Below are 23,883 nucleotides of genomic sequence, written 5' to 3'. Positions count from 1 at the left end.
ATTTTCATGCCTTTCTAGTTGTTTTGTGGTTATTATAATTATAAAGCATGAAATGGAAAACGAGCAACTCCTAATTGGAATTGCTCGTTTTTTTATTGTGAGAAGCTAGTTTTTGCCCAGCCTCTTTTTTGTCACTATGAAGCTTTTATGGATGAATGATTTTTTGAAACAAGATATCTTTTTTGATTTCAGTTTCTTCATATTCTTAATCTAATTAATTAGGAGATAAATTAATCATCTCAATGATCACTTTTACTCGGATAAGAGTTTTAAGATTTGTTGTTCGATAAGCTCAAGGTCTCGTTTTTCATCTGTGCTAGTTGTCTCAAAAATAATCATCTGCATGAGGTAGGTGAAAAAAGGAGCTATGGCAGTGCGTATCACTTCGGATTTCTTGAGGTGATTTCCTTGACACAAGCGATTTTCAATCAAGTTAATTGAGGGAGCTAACCGACTGATCTGCTTACTGATAATTTTCCTAGTTTCAGGATTTGTCAGGAGTTCTTGTAGAATAATTTTTGCTAAGGAGCGATTTGCTTTAATAAAAGCGAAGCGATCATGGATGAAAAAGTGAACGATATCCTCTTTATTGTCAAACTGTGTCATAGTGTTTATAAAGGGGGTACTAAGCAGTTCTGCCATAGGTTGTAATACCCCCAATAATAAGTCTTCTTTGGTCTTAAAATATTTGAATACAGTTGCCTGACTAACTTTAGCCACTTCGGCTACTTGCATAGTGGATGTTCCGTGGAAACCTTGCTGTGCAAACAATGTCATTGCTGCTAGTATAGTTTTACGTTTACCTGCAGGCATCTTGGCTGTTTCTAAGTGTTTTTCAAAAGAAAACACAATGTTCTCTTTAGTCATGTCAAGCTCCTCTTCAGTGATTTTCTTTATTATATCATACTTTACGATAGCGCTTGAGACCGATGATGTTTGCAGTACTTAAAATGAAGAGAAAAACTAGTAAAATCAAGATATCAAAAGAAATACTACTCAGTCCATCACCATACATGATAACCTTGGTCAGAGCATCTCCAGAGTAAGAAAGAGGAAGGATTTTACCGAGGTATTGCACCCAATCTCCCATACTATCTAGCGGAATAATGCCAGAGAAAAAGAGTTGTGGCATAACTACTAGTGGTATAAATTGCATCATTTGGAATTCTGATTTCGCTAAGGTTGACAATAAAATTCCAAAAGCTAATGCTACTAGTGCTAGAAGGAAATTTACGATAATAACATTAATAATGTTTCCCACAACTTCAATGTCAAGGAGCCAAATGGTCGAAACTACTATAACGATGGTTTGAATAACCGCAAGAATACCATAGGAAATCATGTAACCAAAGACGATGTCGCTACGCTTAACAGGAGTTGCCAGTAATCGGTCGAGAGTACCAGTGGTACGTTCTTTTAGAAGAGCCATTCCTGAAATTAAGAAAACAAAGAAGAAAACCATAAAACCCATGAGGATAGGAATCATTTTAGTAAAGAAATCAGTATCTTTATTACCATAGTCGTAGTATTCAGTCAGATTTGTAGATTTGCTGTCGTTCGTAGGAAGGAGAGCGGCTAGACTTGGATTTTTGCTAGTAGCTTGCTTGAGCTGACTTATGAGTTCGTTAACACTTGATAGGCTAAGAACAGACTTAATAGCCTGACGGGTTAGAGCTGTCTTTGAAGAGTCTGTGTTGGAGTAGGTCACATCATATCCATTACCACTTGCTGTGAGAATGGCATCTACTGCTTGGTCATCCAATTCTTTTTGTGCATTTTCTTTGTTGCTGTATTCTTTAATAGAAATGTGACCCACATCGTCCAGATTTTTAACTAGACTACTTGGGACGTCAACGGTAGCAATGGTAACGGAAGTTGTGTTATTGGCAGAGAACATGACATTCATCAGCCACATGATGAGGATAGGTGCAACAAACATCATAGCTAAGGTACGCTTGTCGCGTAGCAATTCTTTTAGTACTTTTTTGGAAATGGCTAAGGTACGCATATCAGAGTTCCTCCTTATTTTCTGCTGCTAAAAAGGCATCTTCTACCGTATTAACGCCGTATCGCTCTTTGAGATCTCGCGGCGTGTCAAAGGCAATGATCTCTCCGTGTAGCAGAAGCGCAACCTTGTCAGTCAGCTCCGCTTCGTCCATGACATGAGTTGTGATAAAAACAGAACGTCCTTTTTGACGGATAGCATCAAGTTCTGTCCAAATTTTTCGACGAAGGGAAGGGTCAATTCCTACTGTTGGTTCATCCAAAATTAGCAACTCAGGATTTCCTAACAGGGCAATTGCGAGTGATAAGCGACGTTTCATTCCACCAGAATAGCCTGATACAAATTTGTCAAGATGCTCCTGTAAGTCGACGACCTTAGCTACATGGTGAATTTGTAGAGTTAGTTCTTTTTTGGCAATACCTTTCATTTGTCCATAAAACTCCAAATTTTCCAGACCAGTCAAAGCTTCATAGAGAGCATCTGACTGTGCCATATAACCAATTTTACCTAAGATATGACGATTGGGCATCTGAGTATTGAGTACCAGCGCTGTCCCGCTATCTGCTTTTTCCATTCCTAGCATGGTTTTAATCATGGTTGATTTTCCAGCCCCAGAGGGACCAATCAAACCAATAATTTCACCTTTGTTGACTTCAAGAGTGACATTGTTTAACACTGTTTGTGCAGAGAAAGCTTTGTTCAAGTCTTTCAAATCAATGAGTTTTTCCATTGATAAACCTTCTTTCTAGTTTGTGAGTGAGTATTCGCTCACTTATAAGAATAAAAACTATTATAGTGAGTACTCACTCACTTGTCAAGAGGAAAAATTTTGTGTATTGATGATAAAATAATTCTGTTGTTTTTTATTACTCACAATTTTTGTGAATTTAGGTATGATTGCTAGTGCTAAAAATTACGGAGTGGTGGTTATCATTAGCATCGCCGTGGATCACGTGACCAAAATCTGGCCGACGTCTGTTATCATTCCAAAGGGTTATCGATTGGGTGTCAATATCGGAGGACGGGATTTCAAGTTTACCGCTCCGCATTTGAAAACAAAAGTAGATGTCAGTCACTACTACAAAAATCCCAAGCTCATCCTGGGGATGCTCAAAACCTTGCCCATGAATCAATTGTTCAAGATTATGACCCATGAAAAAGTCTGGTCTGGCAATGCCATGTATACGCATCAAATGGACATGAAACGCAAAGAATTTTCAGGGACAACCACCCTACACTCAGAAGCAGCTGAAAGACCTTAGATCCTATTGCCAGTCATTCCGAGCAAGGAGAGATGAGGCATCGCGTTCAATAAAGAGCAATATAGTTTGCTCTTTTTCTTTTTGAAAAAGCTATACAATAGAAAAACAAGATACTTTACAAAATAGAAGTATTGGATTATGATAGCTTTATCACAAAGATAAGGAGTTTATGATGAAGCTATATTACATTTGGGATGCCTACTGTGGCTGGTGTTATGGATTTGGTGCCCATCTCAAACCGCTACTCCAAGCCCATCCAGACTTAGAATTGGAAATCGTATCAGGTGGCCTATTTATCGGGGAGCGCAGCCAGCCCATTGCAGCCTATCCCCACATTCCAGGGGCTAACAGCCGCATCGCTGCCCACTATGGCGTGACCTTTGGCCAGGCCTACCAGTCAACCTTAGCAGAGGGCAAGCTGGTCTTGAATTCCCTTCACCCAGCCTTGGCCTTGACCTACCTCAAGGACCGCCTTCCCAACCACCAGCACTACGCCATCGTTACAGCTATCCAGTCGGCTTTTTACCAAGATGGTCTCTCCCTCTCTGACATTAGCACCTATGGAAAAATAGCAGAGCAGTTCAGCTTGGATAGACAGCAAGTCGAAACTGACCTGGCTCATATTTTCCAGCAAGACAGTTCACCAGAATTTATCCAGGCTCGTCAGTTGGGCGTCCAATCCTATCCAACCCTGCTCTTAGAGAAAAATGGCACGTTTTATGATGTCCGTGGGCAAGCCATGACCTTGGCAGAATTAGAAATGAATTTGGACCAGCTCCTTCAAGACAACTAGCTATTGCTTCATTCATTTTTTACTGCATATTTATACATTTTTTGAAAGAATATGGTACAATAAGGGCAGAATAAATAAAAGTAGGAAGTTTAATGAAATTACCACGTTTTGGCGTTGAGGAATGGCTGAATGTCCATGAAAATAGCGCGATTTATGATATAGCAGGGGTGTCCATTTCTTCATTGACTTTGGAGGAATTGTTTGCCTTGTCGGGCACTAATCCTGAGGATTTTTATGAGAAATTGCAGGGCACCAAGCTCAACTATGGCTGGATAGAAGGTTCGCCAGCATTTAAAAAATCGGTTAGTCAACTCTATACAGGCGTCAAGCCAGAACAAATTCTCCAGACCAACGGGGCAACAGGGGCCAACTTGTTAGTTCTTTATAGTTTGATTGAGCTAGGAGATCATGTCATTTCCCTTTATCCGACCTACCAACAACTCTACGATATTCCAAAGTCCTTGGGAGCAGAAGTGGATTTGTGGCAGATTGAGGAGGAAAATGGCTGGTTGCCAGACTTGGAAAAACTGCGTCAGCTCATTCGTCCTAACACTAAGATGATTTGCATCAACAATGCCAATAATCCAACAGGCGCTGTTATGGATAGGACCTATTTGGAAGAATTGGCGGAAATTGCTGGTGAAGTTGGAGCTTACATACTCTCAGATGAAGTCTATCGTTCCTTTTCTGAGCTGGATGTGCCATCTATTATAGAAGTCTATGATAAAGGAATTGCTGTAAATAGCTTATCCAAGACCTACTCCCTGCCAGGTATTCGCATTGGTTGGGTGGCTGCCAATCTTGAAGTGACAGATATATTGAGGGATTATCGGGATTACACTATGATTTGTGCAGGTGTCTTTGACGATCTGGTGGCTCAATTAGCTTTGGCCCATTATCAAGAAATTCTAGAACGAAATCGGCGCATTTTAGAAGAAAATCTAGCAATTTTGGACCAATGGATTGAGAATGAACCCCTCGTTTCCTATATCCGTCCAGCGGTTGTTTCGACCAGCTTTGTCAAGATTGCAGTGGATATGCCCATGGAAGATTTTTGCTTGCAACTTCTGCAGGAATACGGTGTTCTCCTAGTTCCTGGTAATCGATTTGAACGTGACGGCTATGTCCGTCTAGGTTTTGCCTGTGAACAAGAAACTCTAATCAAAGGATTAGAAAAACTATCCCAATTTTTAAGAAGATTTGGCACAGAAAAACTAGCTTAGAATTCTAAGCTAGTTTTCTTGATTATCTTCATTATTTATCGAACGTTGAAAAAAAGTTCGCCAATCGGGTAAGGAAATTTCTGGACTTGGTAAGATAGTGTTGAGATTATCTCTCCAAATTTGGTAGCGGGTGTCAAAGAGTAGCCGAATGAGTTTGTCCATCATCTCAGCTTCTTCTGGAGCTACTTCTTTTCTCAGTCGATCAATTTCCTGTAATTTCTGTAGGGGATTTACCGTGATGTCGCTAAAACGTTCAATTCCTGCTTTGATGAAGATGCCGAAAAACAAATCGAAGAAGTCTCGTAATTCATCGTCTGTTAAACTAGCCGTCCAAGTTTTTAAGGCTTGGTCTGTTTGTAGGCTATCGCTGGTCAGGGCAGGGGCTAGTTTGAAGTCGCTTCCGTCAACCTCCCAAGAAAAACTGATGTGTTGTAGAATGCCGAGGGTATTACTCTGAACGATTTGAGCATTTTCTGGTGTTTCTAACATCATACCGACAATTGAATTCTGGGGAATGACAGGGAAAATCCGTTGGCGAATAGCTTGGTAACTAGGTGCTTCCAAGTGTTTTTTGTGTAAGCCAGGTGAATCAAAGGGATAGATAGCTAGGATTCTATCCTGTTGGTCTGTAGCTTGCTGGCATGCTGCATAGAGGGCTAAATTTCCGCCTTTCGAATGACCGGCCAGATAAAAATGGCCCATCTGCTGCATCATAAGTTTTTCTAAGTAGCCACTCGCTGCACGTTGGGCAGGAATTTCATCCATATAGGTCATGTGGAAGTCTTCCTTCCAACCGATAATGGTGTCATCTGTTCCTCTGAAGCAAGTCACAATTGTTTTTCGGTCAATGCGATAGCTGATTGCTGAAAACTGCTTTTCCTGTTCCAACTGATAATCGTCAACGAAGCCAAATGCCTTGATAGATTTGAAGCGTTTGGATTTGGCTAGAAGTCCAAGTAAGGCTAGGCGGTTTTTGGTCACCATAGAAAAGGGAGGAAAATTATTTTTGTAGGTCTCTTCAAAGGCCGTTGCCAACCGATCAAGTCGTACACCATTTTCTGTAAAAGAGTAGGGGACCAGATTATCAAAAGGGAGGTAGGAAAGTTCGGTCAGAGCCAGAATATCTATCTTATTGATAGGTTTATCATAAAAATTATCGTATTGAGTTTCTTCAATATAGGTTAATAAATTCGGCATAGCAGTCCTTTCCTTTTTTATCTAGTATAACGAAATATGTGGGGAATGACAAATCTGCACCACTGATGACCTGGTTTTTTAGTCAACTTCTTGTGTAAATGTATAAAAATACTCAAATTTGTTCCAATGTAAGCTATAATAAATAGTAGGGATATGAAAGGAGATAGTTATGCAGAAAATTCTTCTTATCGAGGACGATAAAACGATTAGCCAACTAGTTGCTAAAAATTTGATAAACTGGGGTTACCAGGTGCAAGAGGTCAAGGATTTTCAGATGGTTTTGGAACAGATGGAGGAGTTTCAGCCCCATTTGATTTTACTGGATATTGGCCTGCCTTTTTTCAATGGCTATTACTGGTGTCAGGAAATTCGCAAGACATCCCGTGTGCCCATTATGTTTCTGTCTTCCCATGACCAGCCAATGGATATTGTTATGGCGATCAATATGGGGGCGGATGACTATGTGACCAAGCCCTTTGAAATGACGGTTCTCCTAGCCAAAATACAGGGGCTTTTGCGGCGAACTTACGATTTTGTAGGTGAACAAAGTCTACTCTGGTTTGAAGAGGTATCCTTGGATTTGAAGACTATGCAGGTGTCATATGGACAGGCTGTAGAGGAGTTGACACGAAATGAATTTCAGATATTACGGGTGCTTTTTGAGCATGGCAAGGAGGTGGTCAGCCGTGAGGAGCTGATGAGAGAACTCTGGAACAGTGATATTTTTGTGGATGACAATACTTTGTCGGTTAACATTGCTCGCCTGCGTAAAAAGTTGGCAGAACTGGGTCTGCCAGATTTGATTGCCACCAAGAAAGGAGTGGGCTACGGCCTGGTGTGGACACATGAATAAGGATGATTTTGGCTCATTAGTACCAGGATTTTTGACCTCATGGCTTGGTCATCGCTTGATTTTTCTGATAGCCTACGCCGTTTTTGCTGTGGCTATTCTGGCTTATAGTAGCCTCTTTGACATCAAAAGAAACCTGATTTTCTATGCCATCCTCCTCCTCAGTATTTGTTGGATTCTCGCCCTCCTCTGGGATTTTGTCAGGGAATTTTCCCGCTTTGGAAAAATCTGGCGTGGTCAGAAAGTGGCTACTGGGACAGCCAGTGAGCGTTGTTTGCAGGAGAGAGTGGAGCGACTAGAAGTCCAAAACAAGCTCCTGCTGGAAAAACAACGTCAGGAACAGACAGAATTAGATGACTACTACACCCTGTGGGCCCACCAAATGAAAACGCCTATTGCAGCCAGTCAGCTCTTGGTCAAGGAAGTAGATAGTAGTCCAGTCCGGCACCAACTGGAATCTGAACTCTTCAAGATTGAGCAATACACAGGTCTGGTCTTGAACTATCTCCGTCTACAATCCTTCCATGATGATTTGGTTATCGAATCAGTCAATTTGGATGAACTGGTCAGAAATCTAGTAAGAAAGTATTCCCTCTTTTTCATTCAGGTCAATACCAGCCTGAATCTGGGTCAGCTGGATAGGAGCGTAAAGACAGACAAACGCTGGCTGGGCCTCTTAATAGAGCAAATTTTATCTAATGCCCTCAAGTATTGTCAGGAGGGGACCATTTCGATTGTTTTGGATGGAGATGATTTGGTCATTCGCGATACGGGAATTGGGATTGCTGAGAGTGACTTGGAACGGGTCTTTGAGCGTGGTTTCTCAGGTTTCAATGGCCGCAGAACCCAGCAATCTTCGGGTCTGGGGCTCTATCTCTCACGGAAAATTGCTGCGGAGCTGGGCTATTCCCTAAAGCTAAAATCAAAAGTGGGTCGGGGAACAGAGGTGCGAATCGGTATCAAAGAAGTGGAGTTGATTTTTGATTAATCTTACAAAACTGTCATGTAAATGAAAGCTAAGGCTATGGTAGTTTATCTTGGGACCGTGTAGAATGAAGGTAGAAAAAGAAAAGGAGTCAAGTTATGTCAGTTTTAGATGTTCAACACGTTCAAAAGATATACAGTTCTCTCTTTAAGGCGGGACAGGTTGAGGCTTTGAAGGATATTCATTTTACAGTGGAAAAGGGTGAATATGTCGCCATCATGGGTGAGTCTGGTTCTGGAAAATCCACCTTGCTCAATATTTTGGCAACCCTTGATAAGCCAACGCAGGGCAAGGTCTTGCTTAACGGATTGGATACTCAGTCTATCAAGAGCAAGGAAGCGGCAGCCTTTCGTCGGGAGAAATTAGGCTTTGTCTTCCAAGATTTCAATCTCTTAGACACCCTCTCTGTCAAGGACAATGTGCTCTTGCCTCTGGTCTTGTCTCGCTATCCGATTGATGAGATGAACAAGCGACTCGTTCATACGCTCAATAGTCTGGGAATTGCGACCTTGCAAGACAAGATGCCCTACGAGATTTCAGGCGGTCAGCAGCAACGGGTTGCGGTGGCGCGGGCCATCATTACCCAGCCAGAAATCCTCTTAGCGGATGAGCCGACTGGGGCCCTCGACTCTAAATCAACGGCAACTCTTCTAGATATTTTTGAAAAAATCAACCAAGAAGGGCAAACCATTCTGATGGTAACCCACTCGACAGTAGCAGCTAGTCGTGCCAAACGGGTCCTCTTCATCAAGGATGGCATTCTCTACAATCAAATCTACCGAGGTGAGAGAACCAGTCAGGAAATGTATCAGCTGATTTCAGATACCTTGACACTTATGGCGAATCGAGGTGAGTAGTATGTTTGGACTAACCGTTCGATTGGCTCTGACCAATCTCAAAAAGAACCGCAGACTCTATTTTCCCTATGCCCTGATGACCATTTTGTCTACAGCCATTGCCTATATATTTGCCTCGCTTGCCTTTCATCCTGATTTAGGTCAGGTCAAGGGGGCCAACGGGGTGATTCAAGTGCTGGGCTTTGGTATGATTGTGGTTATGCTGGCCGTTGCCATCATGGTCTTCTATGCCAATAGTTTTGTTATGAAGCAGCGGTCAAAAGAGTTTGGTGTCTATAGCATTCTTGGTCTGGAGAAAAAACATCTCTTCTTGATGACTTTTCTAGAAAATCTGGTCTTTTCAGTCGGTACCATTCTATCTGGCTTGCTCTTGGGATTGGCTCTAGATAAACTCTTCTATGCCCTCTTGCTGAAAGCCATGCAGATGCCTGTGGTTCTAGCTTCAACCTTCCAGTTGAAAAGTCTAGTCACTGTACTTATCTATCTCTTTGGGATTTTTGCCTTGGTCAGCCTCTTTAATATTGGAAAACTGGGCTTGACCGACTCACTCAAACTGGTTCAAGGTAAGAAGCGTGGGGATAAGAAATCAGGCTTACTCTGGCTACAGACCCTCTTAGCTCTTATCTTATTGGGGGCAGGCTATACCATTGCCCAACTAGTGACCAGTCCGATGCAGGCTATTCCAAGTTTCTTTGGAGCGACTCTTCTGGTTATCCTTGGGACCTACCTGCTCTTCCACGCAGGTGTTATCAGTCTATTAAACTGGCTAAAGAACCGTCAGACCTATTATTATAAGCCAGATAATTTCATTTCTGTATCCAACTTGATTTTCCGTATGCGGAAAAATGCTCTGGGCCTTGCGACCATTACTATCCTCTCTAGCATGTTTTTGGTGACCATGGTTGGAGGACTCAATATTTACATCGGTGGTAAAGATTATATCGCCAATCAAAATCCAAATGATTATTCTATTGATTTTGGAATGCAACCAACCACTTCAAAAGAACAAACGGAGGAGTGGGCGGAAGCTATCTTAGAAGAGACAGATATTCCAGTTGAAAGTAAGGTAGTCTATCCTTATCTGCAAGCCTATTTTTCTGAGGTGACAAACCAGCAAGTAAGATTTTTGACGGATGAAGAGGCCGCTGGTATGGATTTCTCTGATCGAGTGGGGATCGGTTTTGTCCTTGATCAAGCCAGCTATGAAAAGATGACAGGAGAAGCACTCCAGTTGGCATCTGACCAAGTGGCAATTTTTAGTAAGGGAGTCCAGTATCAAGCTGGTCAAACCCTCACCTTTGATGAAAAGGAGATGGAAGTTGTCCAAGTCTTGCCCAAGAATGTGACTTTAGGACATCTACCAGACCATGGTTCCTTCCTTCTCAGCCAGTATCTGGTCATTGTTGTTCAAGACTTGGCTGTTTTTGAAAATCAAGCTGAGAATCGCTATTATATGGGCTTTGAAAGCAGTTTATCAGAAGAAGAGCAGGTAGATAGCCATGACGCCTTTTTATCAGGACGTTTTGAAAGTGAGCTTTGGGAGTCCAATATATTACAGAATGTAACGAACTCCATCATTCTGGCCTATCGTGCCTATGCGATGCGTGGTTTCTTCAGTTTTGCAGGTTCACTTTTCTTCATCGGCCTCTTACTTTCGCTCATCTTTTTGATGGCGGTGGTGCTGGTGATTTACTTCAAACAGATTTCAGAAGGCTATGAAGACAGAGATCGCTTCGTCATTATGACCAAGGTTGGTCTGGATGAGGATCAGACGAGACAGTCCATTCGCAAGCAATTGCTGACCGTCTTTTTCCTGCCTATCCTACTTGCCTTTGTCCACCTTGCTTTTGCTTATAAGATGCTATCGTCCATTCTTTTGTCTATCGGCGTGGTTAATGCAGGGCTTATGTTGCAGGTGACAGCAGGCATCTGTGGTGGCTATCTCCTACTCTACCTAGTGGTCTATGCCATCACAACACGATCTTACAAACAGATTATTTCCTAAACTTGGGGTGACCCAAGTTTTTAATTTTTCCACTATTTTGTTTTACAAACTAGCTACCTTGTGTTACACTATAGATACAAAACTAATAGGTAAAACAAACTAGTGATAGAAGACAAAGAAAATCACTTTTATTTTTATCAAACTAGTTGGTATTACAAACTAGGTAGGGAGGCAGTATGAAGTTGGATAAGAAAAGTCGGGAAAATTGGAAACTAGCAGGTATCACGCTTGTGACGGCCATTATAACAGGGTGGGCCTTGGATTCTATTTTGATCTTAGGCACCATGTTAGCGTCAGGCTTGCTGTTTGGATTTTTTGTAGAGGAAGAGGAGGACTTATGAAAGAAACCCAGATGCTCAAGGGAGTCCTGGATGGCTGTGTCTTACAAATTATCAGTCAGAAGGAGATTTATGGTTATGAGCTGGTTCAGGAGTTGAGAAATCAGGGCTTTGAAAACATGGTCGGAGGGACAGTCTATCCCCTCCTTCAGAAGTTAGAAAAAAATAGCCTGATTTTTAGTCAGAATAAGCCCTCGCCAGACGGGCCGGACAGGAAGTATTTTTATCTGACAGACCAGGGAAAGGCTTATCTAGAAGATTTTTGGAGCCAGTGGACGGAATTGGTCCAAAAGGTTCAGCGATTGAAAGGAGAATAAGATGAGCAAACACATGGAATACCGCAAGCAGATTGAAACAATTGAAGAGCAGTTGACCAAGGAAAACAAGGAATACATGGGTCGTGTCAATGGCTATATGATGATTACCTCTATCTTTCATAGAAAGGAAGAAGCAGTAACTGCTCAGCTCTTGTCTATTTACCAAGATGTGCTAGATGCCCAGCAAGACGGTCATTCTGCCGAAGAATATCTGGGTAAAGATAGCAAGCAGATGGCGGACGACCTACTCAGCTATCTCCCTCCGATTGGTTTCGTGGAAGTCGCAAACCTGAGCGGCCTCATGCTCATCATTTACCTTGGTAGCCAATGGCTGATGGATTTTGCAGGGACAGGAACCATCTCCCTCAACTGGCTGGGCTTGATCTGCGACGCGCTACTTAGCCTCCTCCTCCCCGCAGGGATTTTCCTCATCATTCGCGGTTTGATTTACCAGACTAGCAAAATCAAGATATGGGCAAGCTTTCTCTGCATTCCCCTTCTTTTTCTTGTGATTTGCGGACTTCGTCTCTGGGTAATGCCCAAGGAACCTGACCTTGTTCTGACTGGCTGGGGGCTTGTCGTTCCACTGACCGTTCTTGGTCTGGCTCTGCTATTTTTCCAAAAGGAAAAGTTAGTTCGTTACGTCTTTTTCCCGACCTATCTCTTTATGATTGTTGGCGGTGTGGTAAATATGGTCATGACCGTCCCAGTTTGGCTAAACTTACTATTGTTGCTCATTCCTGCCATTTCTAGTTGGCTAGGTGTTTGGTTGTTGGTATCGAAAAAGGAGAAGTAAGATGAACAAGCAACAGGAAAATTTGAATACTATTAGCAACTTACAGGGGAAGTTGACCAAGGAAAACAAGGCCTATATGCGTAAGCTCCATGCTTACTTGATATTGGCATCAGCCTTTCATGAGCAGGAGGAAAGGGCGACCGAACTCTTGCTTTCAATCTACCAAGATGTCTTGGATACCCAAGCGGATGGTCAGTCAGCAGAGGATTTTTTAGGTAAAGATAGCAAGCAAATGGCGGATGAACTCTTGTCTGACCTGCCGCCCATTCGCTGGTACTATGGTCTGCGGTTAACAGGATTGATTTCCCTTGTCTATATTAGTTGTTTTTTCTTAGGTTTGTTTGGAGTGACTGGTGAAATGGTCCTAGAATGGCGGGGCTTGCTGTGCGATTTGCTTCTGGCGCTCATTCTACCCAGCTCTGCTTTTTTCATCCTAAAGAACCTAGTCTATGAACGGTCAAAAATCAAGTCCTATCTGCTGATGGGGACTTGGGGGCTTAGCTTTGTGGGGTTGATTGTCTTGCGTTTTTGGATTAGTCGGCAGTTTTATGAGGGGATTACCTTGCCCTTGTGGGCCAGTCTCTTGGTAATCTTAGGAATCGCAGCTGGTCTCTTCTACTACCGCAGTAAGTCAGCCTTGGTTGATACCCTTATTCCAGCTTATGTTTTAGTTGTTATTAGTGGACTTAGTCAGGTCATTGCGGCTCAGTTTGGCTACGGACCGAGAGACTGGACAGGTTGGTTGCCCTTGATTTTTATGGTTCTTGCCCTAATCACTACACTTGTCGGTACATTTTTCATTTTGAAAAAAGAAGTGGTGAGATAAAAATCATACATTAAGTTTGGAACTATTTTTTGCAATAGTACCAATAGTTTTAATGACAGTACAATGTAGATATTTAAACGGAGAGACTTAAGATGATACAAATTACAGTAGACGAACAATTTGAACATGCAGCCAAAGTGTATTGTAAAAAAATATATGATAGCTTTTCAAAGATTGAAAAAGAAAAATTAAATCTTTGGGTAAAAGATTATCTATTGCTATTTCAAAAGGATTATTTTGAAGATGGAAACAATAGAAACAGTTATGACTATTTTTTTCAAATAATGATTGCTCCATATGAAGATTTATTAGCAATGAAAAAATATATTGATTCAAGATATGTCAGAATCAAGTATAATAAGGAAAAATATAAAATCCCCCAAAGAAGATGTAGTGGACAGCAACCCAAATATATAAAAATTGATGATTTTCTTATTAATAAATATAAAAGTATTGATAAAAAGGAATTTGTGAAATTGACAGGTATTGTAGTTTGTCCCTACTGTAATAGAAACTATGTTAATGTAACAGAAGAAAAAGGAGAGAAAGGAAAAAGGACTTATAATTCTGGAACAAATAATAGTCAGCTAGATCATTTCTTTTCAAAATCAGCTAGGGCAGGAGGTCGCAAATACCCAATTTTTGCCTTGTCTTTTTTTAATTTAATTCCATCCTGTTATGGCTGCAACAATAAGAAGGGTTATGAAGACTTTGAACTTTCTCCTTATGATAAAAGATTCCGAAGTGATGATTTAATAATTTTTAATTGGCAACCACAGCCAAATCAAAAGTCCCCTATTTTTTCTAAGGACTCCATCACAATTACTTGCAAAGTTCATGAGGAATTCAAGAAGGATTTTGACTATCTTAATCTAGAAAAGAACTATCAGCTGCACACAGATATAGTTGAAGAACTATTATGGAAAAAACGCATCTATACTGGGACGTATAAGGAAAAGTTAGTTAGTAATTACAAAAAAATAGGACTCGATATGTCAGAAATCAATCGAGCCATTCTTGGTAATTTTATAGAGGAAGATGATTATGGAAAACGTCCATTATCTAAGATGATGGCGGATATTGGAAAGAATATTAGATTGATTGGAGATTCAAAGTGAAATTAATTGGAATTATAATAGAAGAATACCTAAGTTTATTCAAGCAACAAATAATCAGATTATCTGATGAATTTCTTATTGACTACACTTGGGATGACAAGTTTTTAATTGTGAAAAGGAATCAAGATTATTTATCAGATTTCTATGGTAAGTCAATATATAATTTTTCACCAATTGTTGGTATTAATGGAACAGGGAAGAGTACAATTTTAGATTTTATTTTACGTCATAATTCTAATACAAAAGCTGCGATAGATAATGTAAAAATGGTTTCAATCTACACGGATGATGAAAAAATCTTTATCGATAGTATTTCCATGGAAATTAGCAATGAGAAAGATTTTGAAAAATATAATAATAGACAAAATATAAAGATAAAAAATTGTAGTACAAAAAAGATTAGAGAGGGATCAGGAGGCAGTTATGGTGGAGGGGCTATTGCATATTATGAATACGATGCAGATCATTTTCCAAATTATTTTTTAACTTTTGACGAATTAAGAAAATCAAAAGTTATTCATTCCAAGAATATGTTGGTGCAATTGAGTGCATTATTATATAGATTTGAAGAAAAATTTCCTGAGCATGCTAATGAGAGTTTAATCGATAAAATATTTATTAACTATCTATTCAATATATTTGATACTGAGAAACTACCATATAACGCTGAGACAAGTGATAGATTAAAATCAGGTGATATTACATATTATGATTTTTTAGCACAGTGGAAATCTGATGTGGAGTCTATTGAAGATTATAATATTTTTATTTCGAATTTTATGGAATTTATTGATTTGGTGCATGCTTTAGAGAAGGATGATATTGTACAAATCAAAGAGAACGTAATTTTAATTAGCTATAACTCTAGTTTAAGAGATCGTTGTGAATCATTCTACCTTCAATACAAAAAACTAAACAGAAGTGCGAGGGATTTGCTAATCTATACAGAGTGTTTTCATAATTCTGAAATTTTCATGTCGATAGGTGAGACAAATTTAATTTCTGTCTTGTCTTATATTAATGAAGCTTTTGGTGAGCCAGATTTTTCAAACTGGGTGATGGTTATTGATGAAATTGAATCGGGATTACATTTAGAGTGGTCACGTCAACTGGTGAAATTTTTAGTTGATTGGGTTAATAAGAAGACAGATGAAACAATCAAAGAAGGCAGAAATTATCCCACTTTCCAGTTCATTTTTACAACCCATTCTCCATTCATGCTTTCAGATATTAAGCCTGGTAATGTAGTTGCATTAAAGAAAAATATGGAAACAGGCTTATCAGAAGTACAACCTAATCAGAATACCTTCGCAAAAAACATTCAGGAAATTATGCATGATGACTTGTTTATTCAGGAAATATATGGAGAATTTGCACTTAAAAAGATTAACCAAATTATTGATCAGCTACAATCAGAAGATGAAATGTTAACTAAAGAACCAGCAGATTTGTTAAAAGAAATTAATTTTATAAGTGAGCCTTTGTTACGTGAAAAATTAATAGAAATGTATAATGAAAAGTTTCCTGATGGATGTACTAAATTCCAAAATATTAATGTTAATCAGATCAAAGAATATTTTGAGAGTTTGACGCAGGAAGAACAAGAAAAATTTCTTGAAGCAACTCAGTTGCGCAGAGAAATGTTCAAGTGAATTTTATAATTCTTCATTTATAGTTGTTCTGTATAAATGGGGACAGATTATTTAATATTTTAGATATCCACATTAGTGAGAATATTGGTTTTACTTTATCTTGTTTGGATCAGAAAAAGACTTGGATGTTGGATATAGCTGGATAAAAATACATCGAAGCACATATATTTGAGTGATTTTTAATTATATTTTTACAATAATTATTTATTGAAATATTGGCAATAGTTAAATATGAAGTCGATAAATTTGCGATATACTTCTCATAGCGTGTCAAATAAACAAAATCAGACTGCCCTGTTGAGCAGTCTGATTTTTTGGTATAATAAAGAAAAACAAAGGAGAAAACCATGACATTTGAAGAGATTTTACCAGGCTTGAAAGCCAAGAAAAAGTACGTTCGTACAGGCTGGGGCGGGGCGGAGAACTACGTCCAGCTCTTTGACACCATTGAGGTCCACGGGCAAAAGCTGGAGGCGACGCCCTACTTCCTCATCAACGTGACAGGCGAGGGCGAAGGCTTCTCCATGTGGAGCCCGACCCCTTGCGACGTCCTTGCGACCGACTGGGTAGAAGTCCATGACTAAGACAGCTCTCATCACCGGCGTTTCCAGTGGCATTGGCCTTGCGCAGGCAGGGATTTTTTTGGAAAATGGCTGGCGTGTGTACGGGATTGATCTGGCCAGCAAGCCTGATTTAGCAGGTGATTTCCACTTTCTACAGCTGGACCTGACTGGCGATTTAAGCCCAGTCTTTTCATGGTGCCAGACAGTTGATGTCCTCTGTAACACCGCAGGCATTCTAGACGATTACCGCCCCCACCTCGATATTGCGGAGGATGAATTAGCTCGCATCTTCGCGGTTAATTTTTTTGCGGTGACCAGACTAACCCGCCCCTACCTGCAGCAAATGGTGGACAGACAGTCGGGTATTATTATCAATATGTGCTCCATTGCCTCCAACCTAGCAGGTGGAGGAGGCTCTGCCTATACCGCCTCCAAGCACGCTTTGGCAGGTTTTACCAAGCAGCTGGCACTGGACTATGCCAAGGACAAGGTCCAGGTCTTCGGCATCGCTCCTGGTGCTGTCCAGACAGGCATGACCCAGAAGGACTTTGAGCCTGGTGGCCTAGCAGACTGGGTGGCAGACCAGACCCCTATCGGACGCTGGACACAGCCTCAAGAGATTGCAGAGTTAACCTTCATGCTGGCCAGCGGAAAACTGGCTTCTATGCAAGGTCAAATCATCACCATTGACGGTGGCTGGAGTTTGAAGTAGGGGGGAAGTGATGTTGATTTTTGATGATAATCCTCATGTAGCAGTGGTGATCTGTAAACACATAAGTGAAGAGAATAAAACGATAACCTATATCAGTCACGACTTGGAAGATGGGATGTGGCAATTTCTTTGTGGAGATATTCATGACATTGCAGATGTTCAATTAATTGCTTTAGTTGAGATACTCCAGTTTGGGATAACCGAAACACTTCTAAATCAAATCCCTTATGGATTTGAGGCTTTACTTGATCAAGCAAAGAATTGGCAAATTTCTAGAAAGGTCCCCCTATGACCCCAACACAACTCTGGCAAGATTTTCTTGCCTCCAATTCCCAAGCAGGTCCTGAGCCGGAGGCCTGGGCCTTTGGGGCGGAAGCTGATCGACTGGCTGATTTGGTGGCTAGGGGTATCAAAACTTCGACCAGCTCTGCTCATGCCCTCTACACAGTAGAGGGAGAAGAAATCCCTACAGCTGGTGGCTATGACATCATTCTGGACGGACAAGGTCAGGCTGTGTGTATTATCCAGACCACCAAGGTCTATGTGACGCCCTTTTCCCAAGTGACGAAAGAACATGCCTATAAGGAGGGCGAGTTCCGTCAGGAAGGTGACTTGTCTGACATAAAAGCGAACAGTCTGATCCACTGGCGACAGGTCCATGAAGAGCTTTTCACTATCTGGCTGGCAGAAGCAGGCCTGTCCTTCTCAGAAGATATGTTAGTCGTCTGTGAAGAATTTGAATTGGTTTACCCTAAAAATTAGGTCCTTGCTTGTTTATTTTAAGTTGTTTATATTATAATAATATAAAATTAAACAAGGAGGTTCCTATGAATAAGGAACGTGTCATCAATTTATTGGACCAGCTTTCTTCTATTCTTGCTGGAAAAGAGGAGGAGATTGGCAAAGAGAAGACAGGGAAGTTGCAGTCGGCCTTGCTTGTTGCCAAGGAAGATGTGGCTAGTAAGGAAGGAGTGGCTTTGGCAAATAGTTTGTCAGGATTTGTGCAGATCATTTCTAAGGCTAGTCTTCCAGGCGCCAATCTCCGTTTTACAGACCAAGAACGCCCTGTTTGGGAAGAGTTTAAAGCCTTGACAGAGAAAGCAAGAGAAGATGGTCAACGAGGCTTTCATCTAACATTCTAAGGAGCTCAGGCTCCTTTTTCTATCCTAGATTGTAGCATCTTTCTTGAACCTGGCATCAAAACAGTCTAGGCTATTCAGTGAAGTGATTCAGCCTAAACCTAGAAAGGTAGAAGCGAGGAAAAGGTTGAGATGTTGGCGGTAGTAGGTTCACATCATTCAGGGACTACAGTTAGCCCAGACTAGATGTTTGGAAGTGAGAGGAATACTTTGCATTTTGTCGAGTTCTATTTCACTTCTTCCGCTATTTTCCAAAAACATCAAAATTTGCTATAATAGGAGTATATCATTGAAAAGAGAGAAAACTATGAGCAATAACTATGCAATTATCCTAGCGGCGGGTAAGGGAACTCGCATGAAGTCTGACTTGCCAAAGGTCTTACACAAAGTGGCAGGAATTACCATGTTGGAGCATGTCAAACGGGCTGTAGATGCCATGGAACCTGCTAAAACAGTAACCATTGTCGGTCATAAGGCAGAATTGGTGCAGACTGTTCTCGAAGGGCAGTCAGAGTTTGCCCTTCAATCTGAACAGTTGGGGACAGGCCACGCCGTTATGATGGCTGAGCCAGCTCTTGCAGGTTTGGAAGGTCAGACCCTTGTTATCGCAGGGGATACACCGCTGATTACAGGAGAAAGCTTGAAGAACCTCATTAACTTCCATGTCAGCCACAAGAATGTTGCGACTATCTTGACAGCTCAGGCTGATAACCCATTCGGATATGGTCGGATTATTCGCAATGCTGATGGGGAAGTGCAAAAAATTGTTGAGCAAAAAGATGCCAACGATTTTGAAAAACAAGTGAAAGAAATCAATACAGGAACCTACTTGTTTGATAATAAACGTCTTTTTGAAGCGCTTAAAGACATAAATACGGATAATGCCCAAGGTGAGTACTATCTGACAGATGTTATTTCGATTTTCCGTCAGGCAGGCGAGAAGGTTGGTGCCTATGTATTGCGTGATTTTGATGAAAGTTTGGGTGTCAATGACCGTGTCGCTCTTGCGACTGCAGAAGCTGTGATGCGCAAACGAATCAATGAAAAACACATGGTCAATGGTGTGACATTTATCAACCCAGATGCTACCTATATTGATATTGATGTTGAGATTGGCGCAGAAGCTGTTATCGAAGCTAATGTTGTCTTGAAAGGTCAAACGGTGATTGGTGAACGCACTGTCTTAACCAATGGTACTCGTGTACGCGATGCGAAAATTGCAGCAGATGTCGTCATCAGCAACTCAGACATTGAAGAATCTGTCATTGAAGAAGGGGTGACGGTAGGACCATACGCCCATATTCGTCCAGGCAGTCTCTTGAAAAAAGATGTTCATGTTGGAAACTTTGTGGAAATCAAGGCCTCTACACTTGGTCAAGGAACGAAGTCTGGTCATTTGACCTACCTAGGAAATGCAACGATTGGCAATAATGTTAACGTTGGTGCTGGCACCATCACTGTCAATTACGACGGTAAAAATAAATTTAAAACAACCATTGGAGATAATGCCTTTGTTGGCTCTAACTCAACCATTATTGCACCAGTAACTATTGGGGACAATGCCTTGTTGGCTGCAGGTTCTGTTATTACAAAAGATATTCCAGAGGATGCCATCGGTATTGGTCGTGGTCGTCAAGAAAACAAAGAAGGTTATGCGACTCGTTTTCCGTTCCATCCAAGTCAAAAATAGGTAATCGTATGAATTTTGAAGAAAAAACCATTGAGCGGACAGAAATTTTTAAAGGGCACATTTTTGATGTAGTAGTAGATGATGTTGCCCTGCCAAATGGTGGAACTGGTAAGCGCGAACTCATTTTCCACAAGGGAGCAGTTTGCGTTTTAGCCGTCACCCCAGAAGGTAAAATGATTTTAGTCAAACAATACCGCAAGGCTATTGAACGTACTATTTATGAAATTCCGGCGGGGAAATTGGAGCTGGGCGAAGAAGATACGCTTGAAGATGCTGCTTTGCGTGAATTAGAAGAAGAAACAGGCTATACTAGTGACAAACTGACCTTGTTGGCAGATTTCTATTCAGCCATCGGTTTCTGTAATGAACGGATTCGCCTTTATTTAGCAGATAACCTTATCAAGGTTGAAAATCCTCGTCCAATGGATGAAGATGAGGTTATCGAATTACATGAGGTAACCTTGGAAGAGGCTTTGAACTTGGTGGCTACTGGCGATATTTGTGATGCAAAGACCATCATGGCTATCCAATATTTACAACTCATGAGAAAGTAGGAAACTAGCAATGGGCAAGCCCTTGTTGACGGATGAAATTTTAGAGAAAGTGAAAAAGAAACAGTATTCCGACCAATCTAGCCAGTTTGGACACTATCGTCCAAACCAGGATATATCAATGGAAGATGCTCTATTCGATCCATATCTAGAAGAAGATTATCAGGGATATGAAGAGGGACAAACGATCCGAATCCCGGTCAAACCTACTGTAGTAAAAAGTCGCCGTATCGAAACCATCAAGCGAGAAGCTTTCCGCAGTAAGGTAAACAAAATCCTTTTTTGGGTCATCATCTTACTGATAATGTTTATCATTGCAGTATTATTTATTTAGGAGAAGAGATGAAATTTGGAATTATCGCAGCCATGCCTCAGGAATTAAAGATTTTGGTCGAGCATCTACAAGATGCAACTGAAATCGATGTCTTGGGTCGAACTTACTATCAGGGACGAATCGGTCAACATGAAGTCGTTCTTGTTCAGTCAGGTATCGGTAAGGTTATGTCAGCTATGTCCGTGGCTGTTTTGGCAGATCGTTTTTCAGTTGATGTCATTGTTAATACTGGATCGGCAGGAGCTGTTGCCGAAGGTATTGCCATCGGTGATGTGGTTGTAGCGAATCAATTGGCTTACCACGATGTGGATGTGACGGCTTTCGGCTATGCTTACGGACAAATGGCAGGGCAGGAATTGTATTATCCAGCAGACCAAGTCTTGTTAGAACAGCTAAGAACTGTTTTAGCAGAGCAGGAAATGATTAGCCATGTGGGTCTGATTGTGACAGGTGACAGTTTTATCGCAGGTCAGGAGAGAATCGCTACAATCAAAACTCATTTTCCAGAAGTCCTTGCCGTAGAGATGGAAGGAGCAGCTATCGCTCAAGCAGCTGTCAATACAGGCAAGCCATTCTTGGTTATCCGTGCTATGAGTGATACAGCTCAGGGAGATGCCAATATCACCTTTGATGAATTTATTATTCAAGCAGGAGAACGTTCTGCCCAGACCCTGATTGCCTTTCTGGAGAAAAATTAATACTCTTCGAAAATCAAAATTATCCGTTGTCAACTTCCTTGATGAGTGAAAAGCTCCAGTGGAGGTTTTCAGCCTGTTACCTTGAAATAAGATAGTAACAGAGTTCTATCTTCGGCTTCGTTTCCTAGGCTACTTTTGATTTTCATTGAGTATAAGCAGATTCTGACAACAATACATTGAAATAGGATGACAGTAGCAAAAAGTTGTTACTGTTTTTCTTATGTAGTTATTTGAGCCCGATATTATAAGGTTTCAGCCATCTGTCCCCATACAATTTATGATAAGAGTTATTGAAAAGCTCGTGAAAATACTTTACAATTTTGTTAAAGAAAAATAATTTAGGAGGTTGTTATGGTTCAGCGATTATTGCTTGCAAATGATTTGCCTGGTGTGGGCAAGGTTGCCCTAGCCACTAGCATCCCAATTGCAGCAGCCTGTCAGGTAGAAACGATTCTTTTACCAACGGTACTACTTTCTTCTCATACGGGTGGTTTTCCAGATGTTGTCGTTGAAGATATGACTGACTTGAATCGAGCCTATTTTGAACAGTGGAAGAACTTGAATTTAGAGTTGGCAGGCATCTTATCTGGCTACTGTAGAAATCCTCGGCAGCTAAGTCAGTTGGCTATGTATGCTAAACAAACAGAGACACCGTTGATTGTTGATCCGGTCATGGGGGATGGAGGGAAGTTGTATACAGGTTTCCCCCCTACCTATGTAGAAGCCATGAAAGAATTGATTCAGTCGGCCAAGCTCATTCTCCCCAATGTAACAGAGGCAGCTTTTTTGACAGGGAGGGATTATTTGGGAGATTCCTACGATATTCATGATATTGAGGATTTAGTAAAATCTTTGGCAGAGCAGGTGTCGGCAGATATTGTACTGACAGGGATTTCCTTTGATGATAGCCAAATAGGTGTAGCCTATTTTCAGCAGGAAACAGGGGGAATTACTACCTATTTATCTAAAAAATATCCAGCAAATTTCTTTGGAACAGGTGACATTCTATCTACCTTGTTAGCAGTAGCAACCATCCAACAAATCAGTCTCCATCAAGCTATCCCTCTAGCTTTAGATTTTATTGATAAGAGTTTAGAGCGTACTCTCGCTTTGGATAGAGACTTGAAATTTGGGATTTCCTTCGAACCTTTTCTAGCAGCATTACAACAGGCATTTCAAACATTAAAGGAGAAATTATGAAACAGAATCGATTGCGTCAATTAACCGAAGTTAGTTTATTTGCAGCCCTTATTTGTGTGGTTGTCTTCTTTATTCGTATTCCTTTTGGGAGTCAATTTGTCCATCTAGGCAATGCTCTGGTGGTAGTAGGAGTACTAATCTTTGGTGCCAAAAAAGGGGCATTGGCAGCCTCACTCGGTCTAGGCATCTTTGATTTACTGTCGGGATATGCTTCCGTTGCTTGGATTACCATTCTAGAATCACTCATTGTCTGTTTTGTCCTCCACTTATTTTATGAGAAATTCCTACAGGCAAACGATAGTCTATCAAATATTATGTTGGTTGGGATAGTTGCAGCCCTCACAAAAATTATCTTGAACCTGTTGAAGTACACATTGACGGGGAGTTTAGTCGGTGGACTAACGCCATCAGCATCATTTTTAGCTGCTTTGGGTAGGATTTTAGGAACCTATGGCACTGCAATTACGACCATCATTGCTGTACCTATTCTTTATCAGGTATGTAAAAGGTTATATAAGAGAAAATAATTTATATAAAGTGTTAAAGTACGCTCATTGAATACAAGGTATTTCAATGGGGGTACTTTTATTGTTGTATTTTATATTTTTGCTCAATTTGAATAGATTTTTAAAATTGTTATCGGTATCAATTTTATTTAATTTTTTATGAAAATGTATAAAAATGCATTGAAAACATGGACAAATAAGGGTTTTTCTGCGATTAGATAGCTTTTTCAGGAAGCTTGCCAGCTAATCTTAAATGTGTTATTATG

The 23,883-nt window shown here is 40.8% G+C and carries 28 protein-coding genes; 24 read left to right on the top strand and 4 right to left on the bottom strand.

Going from position 1 to position 23,883, the window contains the following annotated elements:
- Positions 1-252: 252 nt before the first annotated feature.
- From K5Q22_RS08345 to K5Q22_RS08335, 3 genes are read right to left on the bottom strand one after another with little or no spacing between them, the layout of a single operon-like run.
- Positions 253-867, bottom strand: a complete 615-nt coding sequence (locus K5Q22_RS08345; RefSeq protein WP_205014401.1) for a TetR/AcrR family transcriptional regulator — start codon at positions 865-867, stop codon at positions 253-255.
- A gap of 34 nt (positions 868-901) precedes the next feature.
- Positions 902-2,008 carry an ABC transporter permease gene (locus tag K5Q22_RS08340; RefSeq protein ID WP_205014400.1) on the bottom strand — a complete coding sequence of 369 codons (1,107 nt, stop codon included), beginning with the start codon at positions 2,006-2,008 and terminating at the stop codon, positions 902-904.
- Position 2,009: 1 nt separating this feature from the next.
- Positions 2,010-2,735: an ABC transporter ATP-binding protein gene (locus K5Q22_RS08335; protein ID WP_205014399.1), complete on the bottom strand. Its 726-nt coding sequence runs from the start codon at positions 2,733-2,735 to the stop codon at positions 2,010-2,012.
- Positions 2,736-2,886: 151 nt separating this feature from the next.
- Here K5Q22_RS08335 and K5Q22_RS08330 point away from each other — a divergent pair, with 151 nt between their 5' ends.
- From K5Q22_RS08330 to K5Q22_RS08320, 3 genes are all read left to right on the top strand, one after another.
- Positions 2,887-3,267 (top strand): hypothetical protein, encoded by a 381-nt coding sequence (locus K5Q22_RS08330; protein WP_205014398.1) that lies wholly within the window; start codon positions 2,887-2,889, stop codon positions 3,265-3,267.
- A 172-nt stretch (positions 3,268-3,439) separates the two neighbouring features.
- Positions 3,440-4,060, top strand: coding sequence for a DsbA family protein (locus tag K5Q22_RS08325; RefSeq protein WP_221868610.1), 621 nt, complete (start codon positions 3,440-3,442; stop codon positions 4,058-4,060).
- A 92-nt stretch (positions 4,061-4,152) separates the two neighbouring features.
- Positions 4,153-5,283: an aminotransferase gene (locus tag K5Q22_RS08320; RefSeq protein ID WP_205014396.1), complete on the top strand. Its 1,131-nt coding sequence runs from the start codon at positions 4,153-4,155 to the stop codon at positions 5,281-5,283.
- A gap of 9 nt (positions 5,284-5,292) precedes the next feature.
- Here K5Q22_RS08320 and K5Q22_RS08315 read toward each other — a convergent pair whose 3' ends face one another.
- Positions 5,293-6,480, bottom strand: a complete 1,188-nt coding sequence (locus K5Q22_RS08315) for a DUF2974 domain-containing protein (RefSeq protein ID WP_205014395.1) — start codon at positions 6,478-6,480, stop codon at positions 5,293-5,295.
- A gap of 169 nt (positions 6,481-6,649) precedes the next feature.
- Between K5Q22_RS08315 and K5Q22_RS08310 the strand changes: the two genes are divergently transcribed.
- From K5Q22_RS08310 to K5Q22_RS08210, 21 genes are all read left to right on the top strand, one after another.
- Positions 6,650-7,333, top strand: coding sequence for a response regulator transcription factor (locus tag K5Q22_RS08310; RefSeq protein ID WP_024384978.1), 684 nt, complete (start codon positions 6,650-6,652; stop codon positions 7,331-7,333).
- Positions 7,326-8,318: a HAMP domain-containing sensor histidine kinase gene (locus K5Q22_RS08305; RefSeq protein WP_205014394.1), complete on the top strand. Its 993-nt coding sequence runs from the start codon at positions 7,326-7,328 to the stop codon at positions 8,316-8,318. Before K5Q22_RS08310 ends, K5Q22_RS08305 begins: the two co-directional genes overlap by 8 nt.
- Positions 8,319-8,413: 95 nt before the next feature.
- Positions 8,414-9,172: an ABC transporter ATP-binding protein gene (locus tag K5Q22_RS08300; protein ID WP_024382815.1), complete on the top strand. Its 759-nt coding sequence runs from the start codon at positions 8,414-8,416 to the stop codon at positions 9,170-9,172.
- Between the two features lies 1 nt (position 9,173).
- Positions 9,174-11,177 carry an ABC transporter permease gene (locus tag K5Q22_RS08295; RefSeq protein WP_205014393.1) on the top strand — a complete coding sequence of 668 codons (2,004 nt, stop codon included), beginning with the start codon at positions 9,174-9,176 and terminating at the stop codon, positions 11,175-11,177.
- Between the two features lie 176 nt (positions 11,178-11,353).
- Entirely contained in the window at positions 11,354-11,518 is a 165-nt protein-coding gene (locus K5Q22_RS08290; RefSeq protein WP_044668039.1) for a hypothetical protein, read from the top strand.
- Positions 11,515-11,832, top strand: coding sequence for a PadR family transcriptional regulator (locus K5Q22_RS08285; RefSeq protein WP_024384973.1), 318 nt, complete (start codon positions 11,515-11,517; stop codon positions 11,830-11,832). The genes K5Q22_RS08290 and K5Q22_RS08285 overlap by 4 nt, the downstream gene beginning before the upstream one ends.
- A 1-nt stretch (position 11,833) precedes the next feature.
- Positions 11,834-12,628: a hypothetical protein gene (locus K5Q22_RS08280; protein WP_205014392.1), complete on the top strand. Its 795-nt coding sequence runs from the start codon at positions 11,834-11,836 to the stop codon at positions 12,626-12,628.
- A gap of 1 nt (position 12,629) precedes the next feature.
- Entirely contained in the window at positions 12,630-13,454 is an 825-nt protein-coding gene (locus K5Q22_RS08275; protein ID WP_239514878.1) for a hypothetical protein, read from the top strand.
- 92 nt (positions 13,455-13,546) lie between these two features.
- Positions 13,547-14,572: a hypothetical protein gene (locus K5Q22_RS08270; RefSeq protein WP_205014391.1), complete on the top strand. Its 1,026-nt coding sequence runs from the start codon at positions 13,547-13,549 to the stop codon at positions 14,570-14,572.
- Positions 14,569-16,224 (top strand): AAA family ATPase, encoded by a 1,656-nt coding sequence (locus K5Q22_RS09880; protein WP_172047320.1) that lies wholly within the window; start codon positions 14,569-14,571, stop codon positions 16,222-16,224. The genes K5Q22_RS08270 and K5Q22_RS09880 overlap by 4 nt, the downstream gene beginning before the upstream one ends.
- A 347-nt stretch (positions 16,225-16,571) precedes the next feature.
- Positions 16,572-16,808, top strand: a complete 237-nt coding sequence (locus tag K5Q22_RS08260; RefSeq protein WP_004194840.1) for a DUF2829 domain-containing protein — start codon at positions 16,572-16,574, stop codon at positions 16,806-16,808.
- Positions 16,801-17,499 (top strand): 3-oxoacyl-ACP reductase, encoded by a 699-nt coding sequence (locus tag K5Q22_RS08255; protein ID WP_205014390.1) that lies wholly within the window; start codon positions 16,801-16,803, stop codon positions 17,497-17,499. Before K5Q22_RS08260 ends, K5Q22_RS08255 begins: the two co-directional genes overlap by 8 nt.
- Positions 17,500-17,509: 10 nt before the next feature.
- Positions 17,510-17,791, top strand: coding sequence for a hypothetical protein (locus tag K5Q22_RS08250; RefSeq protein WP_162495987.1), 282 nt, complete (start codon positions 17,510-17,512; stop codon positions 17,789-17,791).
- Positions 17,788-18,261, top strand: a complete 474-nt coding sequence (locus K5Q22_RS08245; protein ID WP_205014389.1) for an ASCH domain-containing protein — start codon at positions 17,788-17,790, stop codon at positions 18,259-18,261. The genes K5Q22_RS08250 and K5Q22_RS08245 overlap by 4 nt, the downstream gene beginning before the upstream one ends.
- Before the next feature lie 65 nt (positions 18,262-18,326).
- Positions 18,327-18,641 (top strand): hypothetical protein, encoded by a 315-nt coding sequence (locus K5Q22_RS08240; protein WP_205014388.1) that lies wholly within the window; start codon positions 18,327-18,329, stop codon positions 18,639-18,641.
- A gap of 304 nt (positions 18,642-18,945) precedes the next feature.
- Positions 18,946-20,328, top strand: coding sequence for a bifunctional UDP-N-acetylglucosamine diphosphorylase/glucosamine-1-phosphate N-acetyltransferase GlmU (gene glmU / locus K5Q22_RS08235; protein WP_205014387.1), 1,383 nt, complete (start codon positions 18,946-18,948; stop codon positions 20,326-20,328).
- Positions 20,329-20,336: 8 nt separating this feature from the next.
- On the top strand, positions 20,337-20,882 hold the full coding sequence (locus K5Q22_RS08230) for an NUDIX hydrolase (RefSeq protein WP_004194850.1): 546 nt from the start codon (positions 20,337-20,339) through the stop codon (positions 20,880-20,882).
- 10 nt (positions 20,883-20,892) lie between these two features.
- The gene (gene macP / locus K5Q22_RS08225) at positions 20,893-21,213 is read left to right on the top strand and encodes a cell wall synthase accessory phosphoprotein MacP (protein WP_029171900.1); all 321 of its coding nucleotides are present in this window, start codon (positions 20,893-20,895) and stop codon (positions 21,211-21,213) included.
- A gap of 8 nt (positions 21,214-21,221) precedes the next feature.
- Complete coding sequence (locus K5Q22_RS08220; RefSeq protein ID WP_015647163.1) at positions 21,222-21,911, top strand: 5'-methylthioadenosine/adenosylhomocysteine nucleosidase; 690 nt, start codon at positions 21,222-21,224, stop codon at positions 21,909-21,911.
- 351 nt (positions 21,912-22,262) lie between these two features.
- Positions 22,263-23,111: a pyridoxamine kinase gene (locus K5Q22_RS08215; protein ID WP_205014386.1), complete on the top strand. Its 849-nt coding sequence runs from the start codon at positions 22,263-22,265 to the stop codon at positions 23,109-23,111.
- Positions 23,108-23,638, top strand: a complete 531-nt coding sequence (locus tag K5Q22_RS08210) for an ECF transporter S component (protein ID WP_205014385.1) — start codon at positions 23,108-23,110, stop codon at positions 23,636-23,638. Before K5Q22_RS08215 ends, K5Q22_RS08210 begins: the two co-directional genes overlap by 4 nt.
- Positions 23,639-23,883 lie beyond the last annotated feature (245 nt).

Source organism: Streptococcus sp. 2018162, from assembly GCF_019754175.1.
Classification (GTDB): domain Bacteria; phylum Bacillota; class Bacilli; order Lactobacillales; family Streptococcaceae; genus Streptococcus; species Streptococcus hashimotonensis.
Note: the sequence above shows the minus strand (reverse complement) of the source record. Positions and strands in the feature narration are given on the sequence as shown.